Origin of the sequence: Mucilaginibacter polytrichastri (genome assembly GCF_001911425.1) — a bacterium.
GTDB lineage: Bacteria > Bacteroidota > Bacteroidia > Sphingobacteriales > Sphingobacteriaceae > Mucilaginibacter > Mucilaginibacter polytrichastri.
In genome coordinates this window covers 3,983,241-3,999,916 of sequence record NZ_MPPL01000001.1, presented here as the reverse complement: position 1 = coordinate 3,999,916, position 16,676 = coordinate 3,983,241, and the positions used below count along the sequence as shown (strand labels likewise).

Annotated in this window: 17 protein-coding genes; 12 read left to right on the top strand and 5 right to left on the bottom strand. The window is 38.3% G+C overall.

The annotated features are described in order from the left end of the window. Positions 1-437: 437 nt before the first annotated feature. Entirely contained in the window at positions 438-1,325 is an 888-nt protein-coding gene (locus tag RG47T_RS16970) for a LysR family transcriptional regulator (protein ID WP_074490587.1), read from the bottom strand. Positions 1,326-1,924: 599 nt separating this feature from the next. Here RG47T_RS16970 and RG47T_RS16965 point away from each other — a divergent pair. The 6 genes from RG47T_RS16965 to fabF all read left to right on the top strand — a co-directional run bounded on the left by RG47T_RS16965 (position 1,925) and on the right by fabF (position 6,717). Continuing rightward, positions 1,925-2,497, top strand: coding sequence for a sigma-70 family RNA polymerase sigma factor (locus RG47T_RS16965; RefSeq protein ID WP_074490585.1), 573 nt, complete (start codon positions 1,925-1,927; stop codon positions 2,495-2,497). Positions 2,498-2,552: 55 nt separating this feature from the next. Beyond that, complete coding sequence (locus tag RG47T_RS16960) at positions 2,553-3,182, top strand: pyridoxamine 5'-phosphate oxidase family protein (protein WP_074490583.1); 630 nt, start codon at positions 2,553-2,555, stop codon at positions 3,180-3,182. Positions 3,183-3,296: 114 nt separating this feature from the next. Continuing rightward, positions 3,297-3,851 (top strand): carboxymuconolactone decarboxylase family protein, encoded by a 555-nt coding sequence (locus RG47T_RS16955; RefSeq protein WP_074490581.1) that lies wholly within the window; start codon positions 3,297-3,299, stop codon positions 3,849-3,851. A 64-nt stretch (positions 3,852-3,915) separates the two neighbouring features. Next, on the top strand, positions 3,916-4,329 hold the full coding sequence (locus RG47T_RS16950; RefSeq protein ID WP_074490579.1) for a nuclear transport factor 2 family protein: 414 nt from the start codon (positions 3,916-3,918) through the stop codon (positions 4,327-4,329). Between the two features lie 27 nt (positions 4,330-4,356). Further along, positions 4,357-5,232, top strand: coding sequence for a helix-turn-helix domain-containing protein (locus RG47T_RS16945; RefSeq protein ID WP_074490577.1), 876 nt, complete (start codon positions 4,357-4,359; stop codon positions 5,230-5,232). A 240-nt stretch (positions 5,233-5,472) separates the two neighbouring features. After that, positions 5,473-6,717, top strand: a complete 1,245-nt coding sequence (fabF, locus tag RG47T_RS16940) for a beta-ketoacyl-ACP synthase II (protein WP_074490575.1) — start codon at positions 5,473-5,475, stop codon at positions 6,715-6,717. 361 nt (positions 6,718-7,078) lie between these two features. Here the strand turns inward: fabF and RG47T_RS16935 are convergent, their stop codons facing one another. The 3 genes from RG47T_RS16935 to RG47T_RS16925 form a co-directional block, all read right to left on the bottom strand. Further along, on the bottom strand, positions 7,079-7,966 hold the full coding sequence (locus RG47T_RS16935; RefSeq protein WP_074490573.1) for a helix-turn-helix domain-containing protein: 888 nt from the start codon (positions 7,964-7,966) through the stop codon (positions 7,079-7,081). Between the two features lie 75 nt (positions 7,967-8,041). Then, positions 8,042-8,866, bottom strand: a complete 825-nt coding sequence (locus RG47T_RS16930; RefSeq protein ID WP_074490571.1) for an SDR family NAD(P)-dependent oxidoreductase — start codon at positions 8,864-8,866, stop codon at positions 8,042-8,044. Positions 8,867-9,063: 197 nt separating this feature from the next. After that, positions 9,064-9,828: an alpha/beta hydrolase family protein gene (locus RG47T_RS16925; protein WP_074490568.1), complete on the bottom strand. Its 765-nt coding sequence runs from the start codon at positions 9,826-9,828 to the stop codon at positions 9,064-9,066. 481 nt (positions 9,829-10,309) lie between these two features. On the opposite strand from RG47T_RS16925, the gene RG47T_RS26445 reads away from it, so the two are divergent. From RG47T_RS26445 to RG47T_RS16900, 5 genes are all read left to right on the top strand, one after another. Further along, positions 10,310-10,441: a nuclear transport factor 2 family protein gene (locus RG47T_RS26445; RefSeq protein WP_139235728.1), complete on the top strand. Its 132-nt coding sequence runs from the start codon at positions 10,310-10,312 to the stop codon at positions 10,439-10,441. 405 nt (positions 10,442-10,846) lie between these two features. Beyond that, on the top strand, positions 10,847-11,317 hold the full coding sequence (locus tag RG47T_RS16915) for an anthrone oxygenase family protein (RefSeq protein WP_074490565.1): 471 nt from the start codon (positions 10,847-10,849) through the stop codon (positions 11,315-11,317). 355 nt (positions 11,318-11,672) lie between these two features. Beyond that, a complete protein-coding gene (locus tag RG47T_RS16910) occupies positions 11,673-12,719 on the top strand; it encodes a sensor histidine kinase (protein WP_074490564.1) in 1,047 nt (348 codons plus the stop codon). Beyond that, a complete protein-coding gene (locus RG47T_RS16905; RefSeq protein WP_074490563.1) occupies positions 12,716-13,435 on the top strand; it encodes a LytR/AlgR family response regulator transcription factor in 720 nt (239 codons plus the stop codon). The genes RG47T_RS16910 and RG47T_RS16905 overlap by 4 nt, the downstream gene beginning before the upstream one ends. 277 nt (positions 13,436-13,712) lie before the next feature. Then, a complete protein-coding gene (locus tag RG47T_RS16900) occupies positions 13,713-14,774 on the top strand; it encodes a LamG domain-containing protein (protein WP_074490562.1) in 1,062 nt (353 codons plus the stop codon). A 195-nt stretch (positions 14,775-14,969) separates the two neighbouring features. On the opposite strand, the gene RG47T_RS16895 is transcribed toward RG47T_RS16900, so the two are convergent. Next, a complete protein-coding gene (locus RG47T_RS16895) occupies positions 14,970-15,239 on the bottom strand; it encodes a winged helix-turn-helix transcriptional regulator (RefSeq protein WP_216351068.1) in 270 nt (89 codons plus the stop codon). A 404-nt stretch (positions 15,240-15,643) separates the two neighbouring features. Here RG47T_RS16895 and RG47T_RS16890 point away from each other — a divergent pair, with 404 nt between their 5' ends. Continuing rightward, the gene (locus tag RG47T_RS16890; protein WP_216351067.1) at positions 15,644-16,609 is read left to right on the top strand and encodes an alpha/beta fold hydrolase; all 966 of its coding nucleotides are present in this window, start codon (positions 15,644-15,646) and stop codon (positions 16,607-16,609) included. The last annotated feature ends 67 nt before the right edge of the window (positions 16,610-16,676 follow it).

Here is a 16,676-nt window from a genome sequence, read left to right as displayed (position 1 = left end):
AATGCTAGTGATTTAAATATTTTCAAATAGTAGCTACCTGCAAAAGTGCTTCTATGGTTATAGAAGTCATACTTTACTGTTCTACCTAACGTCACAGTACGGATTAGAATCTGGAAGAAGAATTTGGTACCGGACTCTTGCCAGGACTCCCCAATAAAGTTAATTTAACTTTGCCGGAAAACGCTGGTGCAATACTGTAGCGAATAGCTTACCTGGTAGATGAAGAAAAAGATATTCGAAATACGAATCATACAAGCAGTCGTCTCAAGGTGGGCATTTAGAAAACGATGGTGGTTCTGAAAACGCCCGCTCACTTATTATTTATTTCCAAGTTTGGAACGTGTAGGTTCTATGGATGAATTGTGTGGAGAATAAGCTTCTTTTTCGCAATGATCTGAAAACTAAAGCCATGAATTGTTTTACCTTCTTTACCTCGATTAAATTACACCGTGTTTAGCTGCGATGCTAGGTGAATACATCTCAATAAATACTTTTAAAGCCCGCGATTGTGGCACGTCCTCCCTGGAAATGAGAACAGTGTTCATGGTGCCCAGTTGCTTATTTAAACTATGACTCATTATTTTTCTCCCAGAATAATAATGAGAAATTACTTGCTCCGGTAACAAGCTAATGCCTAACCCTGCTTCAACAAAATTAATGATACCCTCGATAGAGTTTAATACGATGCTTTTGTACTGAATAATCCCTTTCGAACTCAGCCAAGATTCAAGCCTTGCCCTAAAAACACATCCTTCATCAAAGACAATGATTTTTAAAGGTTGCTTTTGCAATAATTCGTTTAATTTCGGACCATTTGATGAGGACAAAATTACCAATTGTTCTTCTTTAATATTTATTTGTGCCATCCCTTTTATATTCACTGGTGCGGTTACAAATGCAGCGTCAAGCTTATAATTCAATACATCGTTTATCAGGTTATTCCGCATATCCGATTTAAATTCCAGTTCCACATCAGGATACTCTTCTGCAAAACGATTAAGTATTTCGGGCACCTTAAATACCATAGTAGTTTCTATACAACCCACTTTTAAGTTGCCATTAATTTTGGTGCTACTTTGGATATTGCTTTTGGCCTCTGCAACTAAGTGCCCTATCTGCTTACAGTATTGCATCAATGTTTGGCCACCCTCTGTTAATTCTACTTTACGGGATGTGCGGGTAAATAATTCTGTACCAAACTCCTCCTCCAGACTCTTAATTCTTGCTGTAACATTTGATTGTACTGTAAACATAGCTGCCGCCGCTTTAGTAAAACTTCCGCTTGTTGCCACGGCTTCGAATATTTTCAGATCGTTGGTGTTCATTTAATTAATCATAAAAAGTGATTTATGAGATCACAACTTGTTGTTTTATACAATCAAATATGATGTTTAATTTTGATTAAATAATGATAATAAAAAAGGAAATAATTATTGTTGTTGATTTGCTTGCGCCCGATAGTTATTGATTTACAATGTTTTAAAGTAGTGCAGTAATTGAAATCTAATAATTAAGTTATGCAAAGCACCTGGTATTGCCGTACTATCGAAAAGCTGAAACTAATTATTTGCTATTTAGGCAGGCGTATCAATTTTTGTAGAAGAGCCCGGTCAATAATCGTGCAAATTCATAAATCTTAAAATTACTTGATCGGCGAATTATGCCTATTGATAAGGTCAAATGTATCATTGACCCGAAAAGGGAATTTCCATCCTGAAATATTGCTTGTTTTACCCAAATAAAAGTAATGATTTTGAAAAACTTATTAACGCATACCCCCTTGATTTAGTAACCGTTTTGAAGGGAATATGCCAACTATTTCCTGCAGGAATAAAGGGTTACAAAAGGATATACAGGATGCCATTCTGGGTGTAGATTTTCAGACATCATTAGTTGAGAACTAAAATTAATTAAAATTCAAAAGATGTTAATTACCCAACTTAAATTAAACCCTCATCAATGGGTTGAATTATATGCAGACTATTTTTATGCTTATACGATCACGCGTATTGGAGATAGCGAGCGGGCACGTGATTTAGTACAGGATACCTTTATGGCCGCCCTTGAACGTACAGACAAATTCGAAGGCAGATGTTCCGAACGCACCTGGTTAACTGCAATATTAAAAAATAAGATCATTGATGTTTATCGTAAAAGGTCGATACAATCCACAACAAAATGCGTCGAAGTGTTTGACGATGACACGCAATTTTTTGATCCTGAATTGAACAATTGGAAGAAAGAGCACTGGCCGGAGCCGTTTGGAATAGAACAGGGAGATCCATTACAAAATAAGGATCTAAAGATTATTTTACAAACCTGCATGCAGAAGCTCCCGCCTTTATGGCTGGCTGTATTTTCGATGAAACATGTTGATGATGAATCCACAACAACTATTTGTTCAGAACTAAAGATTTCGGATTCCAACTTTTGGGTAATCATTCATCGTGCTAAAGTCAATTTAAGGGCCTGCCTTCAAAAAACTGGCTTTAATTAACGTTACGCATTGGTTGGCAACAATGGATAAATTATACTATGATTAATTAAAAACCATGAATTATGCAAAATTAGCCTTTACGGATGCAGTAAAGGCCCTTCAGGAAAATAGCGGTAGTCGTGCAAGTTATGCCCGGTTAGAAAAGAACAGTTATACAAATGGCTTTTCAGATGCTGAAGAGGAGTTTATAAACGATCGGGATAGCTTTTATATGGCTTCCATTGGGGAAAATGGTTTTCCATATATGCAGCACAGAGGAGGACCCAAAGGCTTCATAAAGGTTTTGGATTCTCATACCTTGGGGGTTGTTGATTTTAGCGGTAACAAGCAATACATTACGGTTGGCAATGCGGTAACCAATCAAAAGATTTCCATTTTCCTGATGGATTATCCCCGTAAAGCAAGATTAAAACTCTATGCAGAAATCCGTATTGTCGAAATAACCGACGATCCACAGCTTTTTAAACTGCTCGACCCTGACACGTATAAACACAAAGCGGAGCGAATGATGATTTTTGACGTGAAGGCTTATGACTGGAACTGTCCACAACATATTACTCCCCGATACACGATGCAGGATATAGAAAAAGCCTTTGTAGAACGAAACGCCTATGTCAAAGAATTAGAGATGGAAGTTGAATATTTACGAAAGATGGTTTTAAAAAACGATCCAAAGCATCCATAACGAATAAAACAAACGGCCTGATTGTCCATGCAGTTACGCCCTTTATCCATGTTACCAAATATTAAAGCAATGCACCTTTGTATCGTCAATGAAGACAAACTAAAAACTTAAAAAATGTCACGTTTAACAGCACTAAATCCAGAAACAACAACCGGAAAATCTAAAGATCTTTTTAACGCCATCCAGGGCAAGCTAGGCATGGTTCCAAATATGATGAGGACCATGGGTAATTCACCTGCTGTTTTGAATGGATACCTTGCTTTCAGCAGCGCTTTAGGCGAAGGGACTTTAGGGGGCAAACTCGGAGAACTGATCGCACTAACCGTTGCTAACGCAAATAGCTGCGAATATTGTAATGCCGCACACAGCTTTATCGGCGAAAAATTGGTTCATATTGATGCCAAAAGTATTGCAGACGCCCGTGAAGGTAAATCAGTTGATGCAAAAATCCAGGCGGCGCTTGATTTTTCAAGGATAATCGTTGAAAAAAGAGGCCTGGTTAATGAAACTGATGTCAATGCATTGAAAGATGCCGGTTACGAAGAAGCAGGAATTGCAGAAATTATTGCGCATGTTAGCCTGAACATATTAACCAACTATTTTAACAATGCTGCCAAGGTAGTAGTAGATTTTCCTGCAGTTGAGTTGGTTGAAACAGCCGCTATTTAATCCTGTTTACCCACTAAGGACTGGATAAATTTGTCTTTATCCAGTCCTTAAATTTATAATTACGATGGAACAAAAACACCCCCTACCTCCGTTTACCATGGAGACTGCATTGGAAAAGGTGCAGCTTGCTGAAAATGCATGGAACAGCCGCGATCCCGAAAAGATTTGCCTGGCTTATACCATTGATACAGAATGGCGTAACCGCGCTGAATTCATTAATGGCAGAGAAGAGGTGAAAGCCTTTTTAACCAGGAAATGGGAGAAAGAGCTGGATTATAAACTTAAAAAGGAACTATGGGGATTTCGCGAGAACCGTATGGCAGTTCGCTTTGAATATGAATGGCACGATAAAGTAGGGCAGTGGTACCGCAGTTATGGAAATGAACTCTGGGAGTTTGACGAAAACGGATTGATGCGCAAACGTTACGCCAGCATCAATGATCTGGAAATTTCCGCTGAGGATCGAATATTACTTTAATTGGTAGCTAACTTAAATCATCGGACTTTGACAGCTCAAACCGCATTCACATTAATTAATCCGCAAACAAAAGCTTTAGCTTTCAAAATTTTTGCTTTTGAGGACGATTCCTATTTTAACCAGCAAAAAAATTACAATTACTATTCAATGATTCTGGTTATTAAGGGGAAAGGGAGGCTAAAAGCAGATTTTTCAGAATACGAATTTAAGGAAAACAGCCTGATGACCTTTTCTATTTACCAACCTTATATGATTAAGGCGGAAGGTGAATTTAATGGACTTTTGATCAATTTTCATCCTGATTTTTTTTGTATTCACAAGCACCATAATGAAGTTGCCTGTAATGGGGTACTCTTTAATAATATCTACGAATCGCCGCAGGTGCAGTTAAAGGAAACTGAAATGGAACTGCTAACTACTCTTGTTAATCAGTTAAAAGCTGAGATGCAAAATACAGCAGTTGCACAATATGAATTAATGATTGCATACCTGAAAATATTTTTGATTAATGCGTCCAGGATAAAGATTGGTACGCAATTACTTAAAGCATCCAGTACGGAGAAAGAACCATTCATATTGAAAACTTTAAAGGACGCTATTGAAGAACATTATAAAAGCAAACACAGCGCCAGTGATTATGCCGATTTACTCAATATCTCTGCCAAGGCACTAAACAGGATCAGTAAAACGCACTTCAATAAAACTTTAAGTAACCTGATCGCAGAACGGATTATTATTGAGGCAAAGCGAGAATTGTACCTTACCGAAAAGCCGGTTAAAACAATCGCATACGAACTCGGATTTAATGATGAGTTCTACTTCAGCCGGTTTTTTAAAAGCAATGCGGAAATCTCCCCCCAAATTTACAGAGATACGGTAGGGTTTGCAAGAGCTAACGCCTGATAGTACTGTTAACTTTTACAGCAAAGGGTAGTTGTTAATTCATTGCTAATCAGTGTTATATTTGGTATATGTAATGTTCAATGTAGGGTGGAGGAAGTGTGGGAAACCTGTGACGATAATAAACAACGAGATCAAGCCTGAAAACTAGTAGAAACTCATTTTTATAACGAATGATAAATTTCTTAAGATACCCTTTGGGTCAGCTTTGGGTTTTTATTCAGTGATCAAAAAAATAAAAGTATGTTAAACAGGGTGGTAGTAACTGGAATTGGGGCCTTAACACCCTTAGGAAACGACATAAAAACGTTCTGGGACGGAATAGTCCACGGTAAAAGCGGGGCGGCACCAATTAAAAAATTTGATGCAGGCCTTTTTAAAACAAAATTCGCTTGTGAATTAAAGGAATTTGATGCAGCTAATTACCTGGAAAGAGCAGACATAAAAAGGATGGATCCGTTTACCCAATATGCTATTATCGCTTCGGATGAAGCCATAAAAGATTCAGGGTTTGAATTAAATCGAATGGACCCATTTGACGTTGGGGTTATTTGGGGCTCCGGCCAGGGTGGTATGGAAACATTTGAAGACCAGGTCTTAGCATATGCAAGAGGTGATGGACAGCCCCGTTATAGCCCCTTTTTTGTTTCAAAAATAATTGCAAATATGGCGCCCGGCCTGATTTCTATCAGGAACGGATTTATGGGTATAAACTATACAACTGTTTCTGCCTGCGCCACTTCCAATACTGCTATCATGGATGCTTATAATTATATCCGTTTAGGGCAGGCGAAAATAATGGTTACAGGTGGGTCTGAGGCCCCAATTACAAGGGCGTCAATTGGTGGCTTCAGCTCAATGAAAGCCTTGTCTACCCGAAATGATGATCCGGCACATGCATCCCGGCCATTTGACGTAGAAAGAGATGGATTTGTCATGGGAGAAGGCGCAGGCGCGCTTATACTGGAGGATTACAAACATGCAAAAAAAAGAGGAGCGAATATTTATGCCGAAGTAACCGGCGCATCTATGACAGCAGATGCCTACCATATGACCGCAACCCATCCCGAAGGTTTGGGAGCTGCAAAAGCGATGGAAATTGCATTGCGGTCATCAGGTATAACTTTCAGGGAAGTGGACTATCTTAACATGCATGCAACTTCTACTTCGGTTGGTGATTTATCCGAGATAAAGGCGCTTCAGTCACTTATTGGTAATGAACAAAATAAGATACAAATCAGTGCAACTAAATCAATGACCGGGCATCTTTTAGGGGCTGCGGGTGCAATTGAAGCAATTATTTGTTTACTTGCGATTAAGGACCAGGTTATTCCACCTACTATCAATACCAGCCAGCTAGACCCTGCTATTCCGGATAATTTCAATATTATCCTCAATGAAGCCATTGACTATCCGGTTAAAGTTTCGATGAGTAATACGTTCGGATTTGGCGGTCATAATGGTATTGTGATTTTCAGTAAGCTTTAAATAACCAAGAAACGGTGCGGATAATGCACGCATGAGCTGTCTGACAACCGCAGCTTCGAGTTAATAATTTTTACTGACAATTTTATTTATTGGAAATTTAGAGATGATATTCTAGCTAAGGATGAGCTGGGAAAGTTGTTGGTTCCCATTTAAGGAGAACCACCGAATCAATCATAATAGCTAAAACAGCCACTAACGTTGTTTTAGAAAGCAATGAGTTACAATTACTACTCTCGATCCAGACATTTCATCATTACCAGCAATTTTACACGCGCAAAAGCGTCATCGTAAGCTACATAAAGCAAGATTGATAATCATATGATTTGCTTTGTGTGGCAGATTAGGTATTCTTAGGATAAAATTAGTTTAAAAACTGCTTTTTGAACTCGTTAGGGCTTATGCCTGTTTCCTTTTTGAATAATCGGGAAAAATAAGGAGGATTCTCAAACCCTAATGAATAAGCGATTTCGTTAATGGTCAGGTCTCCCTGGTTGAGTAGATTCTTAGCTTCGGAAACTAAAAATATATGTATCAGATCCATTGCAGTCTTACCAGTTTCCTGTTTCAGCAAATCACTTAGGTAGCGTGCAGACAAATTAAGTTCTTCTGCAAACATTGCTACAGTAGGCAAACCTTTTTTTTGGAGCAATCCTTGTTCAAAATACAAACTTAAAGCTTTATTAAATTTCGTGACAGTGGTTCCGGATAAGATAAAACGATTCATGAATTGCCGTTTGTAAAAACGGAGGGAATATTTGAGGATTGATTCTATATGGCCAAGGATGATATCTCTGGAAAATTCATCTTGGTTGTTACAATATTCATTAGCTATTTTCTCATATAGATCCCAAATAATTTGTTGTTCCTTTGGCGAAATATGCAGCGCTTCGTTAAGCTCGTAATTGAAATAGTTATACTTTTTTATTTCATTATGTAGCGGATGACCACTTAGATAATCTTCATGAAACCAGATTTCGAATCCAGTACTATCGAGCGCGATATCTTTCATTTGTATAACCTGTTGTGGCTTTAAAAAATACATTGACCCACTTTGGTGATCATACCGGGTTTTTCCATACCTAATTTCGCCTGCGGTTAATTTTTTAAAAGCAATTACATAGAAATCTGTAGTTAATTCATAACTAGTGACACTTCTTAACGGATTACACGTAAATAGTGTAAGCAACGGATGCTCCGGTTCCGGATAATTATTGAAGCGGTGAACATCGCTCAGGCTTTTAAAATGCATAGCATAAATATAAAGAATCAGCCCCCCCAAATTTAACGGGACTGATTGTTAAATAAAATTACGAATATCGATAAATTATAGGCCATGAGCCTTAATAGACACATCTTTCCATTCTTCCCAGCTTGCCAGACGATCAGCATAAGCAGCTTTAGCTAAAGGAAGTGCCTTTTTCCCAAGAAACAACCTCAGTGGGGGATTTGAAGTATCTACCAAATTCAATATGGCTTCTACTGTAGCATTGGGATCGCCGTAAGCATCGTTTGCCGATAGATTCGGATCAGCATATAGTTCAGCCTTCATTGTATCATAAGCTGAAATAGGTTTGCTCTGCACTGATGAGGAATTAAAATCGGTCGCAAATCCATTTGGTTCAACAAGAGTAATACTTATACCAAAGCCTTTTACTTCCAACGAGAGTGCCTCGCTGAAACCTTCTACAGCGAATTTGCTCGCGCTGTAAATGCCAACTGTGGGGAACGTATATATACCCATTGCGCTTGATAATTGAAGGATATGACCCTTTCCCTGTGCCCTCATTACAGGCAATACTGCTTGAGTTACCCATAGCGTACCAAACACATTGACATCTATAATGTCTCTGGCTTCCTGCTCGCCTAATTCTTCTATTGTACCAAAGACACCTGTACCTGCATTATTAATCACGACATCAATATGCCCAAAATGAGTATTTGCTTTCGCAATAGCGTCAAAGCAAGCTGTCCTGTCAGTAACCTGAAGTGTTAAAGGCAATACTGAACTGCCATATCTATCAACCAACTCGTTTAAACAATCAATATTTCTTGAAGTGGCAACTACCTTGTCACCCCTATCTAAAAAGGCTTCCGCCCATATTTTTCCCAACCCGCGGGATGCACCCGTAATAAAAATTATTTTTGACATTATATTGTTTTTTTAATAAAACAAACATAGAGACAATGCACGCTGGACAACGTATACAAAATACCGGAATAAGGATACATATTTACATTTATGATGTTCTTGCATAATGATTTATAAAATGTGAAATTGTAATTTCAGAACATGTATTTGACTGCGTACAGCGTTTTTTTTATTTTTAAAAATCAAACACCATCTATTTATTGGCCTGTTAGGTAGTTTTGTACCCAAGTAGCAATTAAGCTTCCGGCATAGACGGATTGTTGTTTTCGGCTCAGTAAATGATCAGCGCCGTTTAAAGAAATGAAGCTTTTAGGGTGTTTAGCCGATCTATATATCGCCGATGCATTTTCAATGCTGACAGTACTATCCTGCGGTGAGTGAAGTATCAAGAGCGCTTTATTCAATTTTGGTAGTAGACCTTCTAAATGCTGGAGCCCAATATCTTCTAGAAATTGTTTTTTAATGGTAAAAATCCTACCTCCTAAATCAACTTCAGCTTGTCCTAAATCATTAATTTCATTTAAGCTGTTTTTAAAAAGAAGTAATACATGAGCAGCATCAAAAGGTGCACCAATCGTAGCGACTGCTTTCACCGAAGGAAGAAACCCTGCCACCGATAATACTGCCGTACCGCCTAACGAATGGCCTACTAATAAGGACGGTGCCTCATAAGAGGTGGTCAAAAATGCTGAGGCTGAGATCAGGTCACGGATATTTGAAGAAAAATTTGATTCAGCAAATTCTCCGGCACTTTCTCCGAGGCCGGTAAAGTCAAAAAGTAAAACAGCGATATTTTGGTTGGTCAGAGCATTGCTGATGTTCCTTGCAGCATTCAAATTTTTATCACACGTAAAACAATGCGCAAAAATTGCATAAGCATCCGGTTTACCTTCAGGCAGTTCCAGTCTCGCGGAAAGTTCATGGCCCCGATCATTTTTAAACATTATTTTTAAAGAGTTCATAAGAGGGGCGTTTAAATCAGATTGTAAATTATCATTACCGTATTCGACTATTAGTCGGCAGATGGGTCATTAACTTACAATGTATTTATTGATAATTATCTGTAAGGTTTAAGTACTATAGCCGACTAATAGAAAAATGGGTTTTACGTGAAAGCCCCAATCATTAAAATAATTAATTGTAGAAGTATGCCAATTATCAATTTAAAATTGAGCGGTCAGGAAGATCCTGGTCTTGCAAAAAAGGTTGCTGAAGAAAGACGGTTCACAAGCCATGGAAGTCCATAGATTGGGAGCAAAAAATGTTAGGAGCAATTTTTCCGCAGGTACCTACAAAGATTTTTGTCGATTTCTGTATACGTGTAAATCAACCGAAGATAAATTTGATAACATTCGTATAATCCAGGACGGTGCGGTCGCGACCGTCAGTATGGATTACAGCTTTTGGGTGGATAACAAAATGACAAACTGGGGAGGCAAGTAAATGAGCTTAATAAAAATTGACGGTAAATGGAAGATTGCAAGCGTAATCTATTCGATAGAGTTTGTAGCATATTTCAAGCGGCCATTACTTAGCGACAGACAAAAACTCGGGCAGGAGTTTCGGGGAAAGTAACTTTTTAATTCCGTTCCACTCATCGGGGCCGCTAACTCTCCTGATAAACAAGGCCCGCGGAATACCCACCGGTTTATCCTTGGAAAAACGGATGGTGTGAAATGAACCAAAATTTTACGGTTAAAAATCAAATCTAGAATGAAATTAAGAAATATATTACTTTTTGTATTATTTCACCTGAGCATTCAAATTGTTCAGGGGCGCGAAGTTGCAGGAATACGCTGCATATCTTAAAACAAACTCCGCAGACAGTCTTAGAAATGAATTTTTAATCGGAGTGTAGATCAGCTAACAAAAACTTTCAGGATCTCATCACAAGTGGCCGAAAAGAACACCTGATTAATAACATTAACTAATTACCAATAACACGAGCCTCTGAATGACGGCTACTAACAGAACTTTATTATGACTTTTATTATCTTTCTTCAATTAATCACATTGTTTTTTGCTGCATTAGCCACAGGCGGATTAATGGTGAACTGGATCGGCCTTACAAGGGCCATGTCGCACATGTCCTCGGCCACCGCGTACACCGAGTTCCATCAGGCTACAAACTTAACCTTTGACCCATACATGCCAGCGGTTATACTGGGGGCTGTTCTGGGCAGCATAAGTTTGGTCATGACTTCGCCGCTGAGCTCTTCTTCTTTATCGGGATTTTTGTTAATAGGCGGTTCTGTATGCTACATCGCAGTTATCGCCATTACGATACCGACGAATTTGCGCATGAATAAGGTCATTGCTGCCTGGTCTGTTCAAACTCCCCCGGCAAACTGGACGGAGGTTCGGGCCCGATGGATTTACTTTCACATTTTTCGAACGCTTTTCTCTGTGCCGGCCCTGATCTGTTACATCTTATCCGTGTTACTCAGCTAATAATGTTTTAAGTGTGAGCCTTTGCTAAATCTTGTTTATGTCAAAAACGGTACAAGAAAGGAGCGGGTTGACCTGGCCTATGCTCTCAAATTGGACCAAACTATAAACCCCGATCTGGCGAGAATGTAAGCTAAACGAGCACACAATACCACGGTAAAAATTGAGCGGGACAAATTATGCTGTTTCGCTTTTTCACCCGAAGGATGTCGGTAAATTGATTTTCGACGCAGTTGAAAACGCTTCAACGCTACATAACCATATTCTTCCGATTGAATAGTTCTCGTAATTTTTATATAGTTACTACCTTGCTTAGATTTTAATAGCTTCTCAAAAGCGGAGGTTAGCATCCATATTAATGATAAAAAAATTGTCCTTAACCCCCAAATTAGGCTTACATCTGCTATTTTGGTTAGCTTTTATCGCTTATCAAATTATAAGCCTGGGTGTAATGAGCAATGATGTAGTATCATTTACTTTTGATGTACAGCAAATTACATTGGTATTAACAACAATAATTGTATGCTATACTAACCTCCTTATTTTTCTGCCCAAATTTTACGACAGCAAAAAATTTGCCACCTATATTTGTTTACTCTTACTCTTGGTATTCTTTGGAGCTTTATTAGATAGAGCCTGGGCACATTTCATCTGGCGAAGATGGGATAAATACCATTTTCCCGAAAGGTATTTGCTGGATAAAAATCAATTTTGGATCACGTTACGTATTCTGAGGAATGCGGTGCGGATTTTTTTAATGATAGCGTTAACAACATTTTTGCGACTTGCAAGAAGATCGTATCAAACTGAAAAAAATATCAAAGAATTAGAGATTGAAAAGATCTCTGCAGAACTCGGTTATTTAAAAGCACAGATCAATCCGCACTTTTTTTTCAATACGCTTAACAGCCTACATGCGCTAACCATCGATACTTCAGCAAAAGCCAATGCATTAGTGTTAAGGCTTTCGGATCTCATGCATTATATGCTCTATAAAACAGGCACTAGTAAAGTACTGCTTACAGAGGAAATTAAATACCTGGAGGATTACATCAGCATTGAAGATATACGTTTTGCTGACCGCCTGGAGGTATCGTTTCAATACTTTGGAGATTTAAACGGTAAAACGATAACCCCCTTGTTGCTGCTGCCTTTTATTGAAAATGCTTTTAAACATGGTATAACTAATGGCTCGGGATGGGTTACAATAAATCTGAAAGTTAGTGGCAATGAATTGGCCTTGAGGGTAAAAAACAGCTACCATCAAAGCATAGAAGTTCGGGAACATGGTCTGGGTGTTAAGAATTTGAAACGCAGGCTCGAGCTTACCTATCCTGATCGGCATGAATTGTTGCTGATCAAGCACGAAGAATATTTTGAAGCCTATTTAAAAATTGGATTATGAGTAAGATCAGATGTGTAATCGCCGACGATGAGCAGCTGGCTATTGACGTTATCGAAAGCCATTTAACCAAGTTGCCTGATTTTTCAATCACAGGAATTTGTCGTAACGGCACACAGGTTTACCAATTTTTAAAGAAGCAGCCTGTTGATCTGTTGTTTTTGGATATACAAATGCCGGAATTAACGGGCCTTGAATTATTACGTACGTTAAAAGATCCACCTCCGATAATATTGACTACTGCCTCCCGTGAATTCGCATTGGACGGCTTCGAATTTAATGTGGTAGATTATTTGCTCAAGCCTATTTCGTTTGAAAGATTTTTAAAAGCCATTTCAAAATTTGAGTCCATCGGGTCTGCAAAATTCATGAATTACCCTAGCGTCCTGCAGCCGTCAAATACCCTTGCCCAGCCCTTTATTTATGTGAAATCTGATAAAAAAATGGTTCGGGTTATGGTTCGGGATATTCAATATATTGAAGGACTGAAAGGTTTTATAAAAATACATACGGCAGATCGCGATATAATTACCTACCAAACCCTATATGAACTGGAGGAAAACCTATCGCCCGATCACTTTATAAGGATACACCGATCCTTTATTATCTCACTGAATTTTGTAACGGCATTCTCTGCTAGCCACGTTGAAATTGGTACGATAGAATTACCGATTGGCGGATCTTTTGCAGAAGCCTTGCAAATAAAACTTCGCAGCTAATTATTTTGCGATTTAGGCAGGCGCATCAATTTTTGAAAAGGCGCCTCGTCAATGATTTTTCAAAATCATCAATCTAAAATTTTTTCATCGGCGAATTATGCCTATTGGTAAGGTCGAATGTATCATTGACCCAAAAAGGGAATTTCCATCCAGAAATATTGCTTCTTTTGACCAAAATCAAAAAGCAATGATATTAAGAAACTTATTCCTGACCGTCCCTTTGATACTATTTTTTTGCTTTGACTGCCATGCACAAGTCAATAACAATCAGAAAATAATGATAATTCCTATCGAATCGTCCAGATGGGATACTACTGCCTCAAAAGCAGAGTTTGTAACTTATAAAGGAGTAAAGGCTGTAAGAATGAATCGAAACGGCGGGCAAATAAATATCAAAGGGATAGTTTTCACTAACGGCACAATTGAATTTGATACACAACCGATAGAAGCTGAAAAAAGTAATTTTAACCCAATAGGCGTTTACTTCCGTCAGCAGAATTCGAAAGAAAGCGAATATGTTTATCTGCGCACCAAAAGGGATGATAGCAAGCGTACCAACGATGATATCCAATATGCACCTGTTGTAAATGGCGTGCTGCTTTTTAATATGATGTCGCCCTATGATGGGCCGGCACCAGTACACAACAATGAATGGAACCATATAAAGCTGGTAGTTTCCGGTATGCAGATGCGTGTTTATGTAAACGATATGGATGAGCCTGTTTTAGAAATTCCGAGATTGGAAAGCAATAGCAAATCCGGAACAATTGGATTTGACGGACTTGCCTATTTTGCCAATTTGACAATTAAACCGAATGATGTTGGGAACTTATCGCCATTGGAAGGGATAGACCCTACTAAATACGATATAAATTACATAAGGGAATGGGAAGTAAGCACATCAAAGGTTATGAGCCGGGGAAAAGAATTAACAATCGGTGACCTGCCAAAAGATTCCACTCAATGGAGCAAGATTACAGCGGAAAGGCGTGGTGTGATCAACTTATCCCGAAAATTTGGAGTAAATGATACCGGCCGATACGTTTGGCTAAAAACTACCATTAATTCCACAAAGGATCAGGTAATGCAGATGCAGCTTGGATTTTGTGATGAAGTGTATGTTTTCGCAAATAATATTTTAATTGATGCAGATAAAAATCAATTCGGGTTACCGCTTGCAAAGTTTCCGAATGGATGCCTCAACATCGATAATTCTATGGTAAACATTCCGCTTAAAACCGGAAAGAATACTTTATTAATTGGTGTGGTTAATAACTTTTACAGTTGGGGTATTATTGCCAGGCTCAGGAATTTAAGCGGAATCACGGTACAAAATTAAAAAAGAAGGTGTTGAAAGAGGGGAATTAACAATCAAAGATGTTATTGAGTCACTAAATAAGCCTCTATTCCGGACAAAACTCGAGTCACTTCTTGAATCGGGTGAAGTTTTAATCGTTTTTTGAAAATTGATTTCCCCTTTTATGTTTCGAACGATATCTGGGTCTTTATTTATATTGGGACTTAAAGCATGTTGTTAAACAAGTATCTGAAATAATGGCTCTAACACGTCACGGTGAGTTTCTCCCCATTGCTCGGTTACTTCTATCAAAGGTATCAATGTCATACCCAGCGGTGTGAGTTCATAATCTACTTTTAAAGGCTGTTGATCAAAATTTGTTTTGTTGAGTATACCGAGCTTTGAAAGCTGCTTAAGCTGTATATCCAATAATCGACGGGATGCTTTAGGCATTTTAGAATGTAATTCACCCGGTCTTTTGACTCCGTTATAAATACACCAGATCAAGTTAATTTTTCATTTTCCATTCATCACCCCCGCCTGCTTTGCGAAAGTGCCTGTTTTTGCTGCGGGTTAAATAATTGAATTAGTCGTGTTACTTTATGTTAATCATTATAGATGATTAATGCAATCACTTATAATCATTTTGTGTCATTAAATTTGATGACTAATTTCGAGCCATCGAAAAAAGAGTTTAAAACACAACATTGATTTTACCTTCAGTTCTGCTGCCCAACTCAGCATAGGATCTGCAATTCATTCGAATAGCATACGCTATAAACGCTATCTGGAGTAAACATAAAATTATCGCTGCCGGTAATGGGTTTTAACAGGGTGCAACCCATTAAACTGGTTTAGAGATATTGCTTTAATGTGGAATTGTTCCTCTTTGCATAATAAATTGTTACAAAATGAAAAAAATATTTTCAATAATTCTTTTATGCGGTGCGCTTCACATTCAGGCGCAGGATACTGTTAAAAATGATGTAAATCATATGTCAACAGGTTCAAATTTGATAAAAACTGATACCAGAACGCGTTATAAAACTATCTTAATAAATGGAGTTCACGTCTTTTACCGGGAAGCCGGTTCTACGAGCGCCCCGGTTATTTTGCTATTGCATGGCTTTCCATCTTCGTCCCGTATGTTTAATACGCTATTGCCTTTGTTAGCGGATCGATACCATTTAATAGCTCCTGATTACCCTGGTTTTGGCAACAGTGAAATGCCGCCAGCCGCAGATTTTAAATATACGTTCGACCATCTGGGAGAATTTATTGGTGATTTTACCATTGCATTAGGTTTAACTAAATACAGTTTGTATGTGCAGGATTATGGTGGGCCTATTGGTTTCAGACTTGTTTTAGCCCACCCTGAAAAAATCACTTCCATTATTATTCAAAATGCGGTAAGCCATGAACAAGGTTTGTCCCCTCTTTGGACAACAAGACGTGCCTTTTGGAATGATAGCAAATCAAATGAATCATCAATTATAAAGAACTTCAGTTCGGCGGAAGCCACCAGGGGAAGGCATGTCGGAAATAACCCGGAACCTGATTTAATCAATCCCGACTACTGGACGGATGAATTGGCATGGTTAAACAAACCAGGGGTATTACAAATTCAACTTGATCTTTTTTATGATTATAAAAATAATTTGCCGTTTTATTTAAAGTTTCAAGATTGGATGCGAAAATTTCAACCGCGCCTGTTGGTGGTATGGGGGAAGTACGATCCTTCATTTACAGTAGCCGGTGCGGAGGCCTACAAAAAGGATGTACCAAATGCCGAGATACACTTGCTTAATGCTGGACATTTCGCATTAGACGAATCGGCGCAGGAAATAGCTGGATATATAAGGGCATTTTTAAAATAATCAACTCCAGGTCTTTCTAATATCAGGTTGTAATATAAATTATGTTTAACAATTAACAATAGGTGAT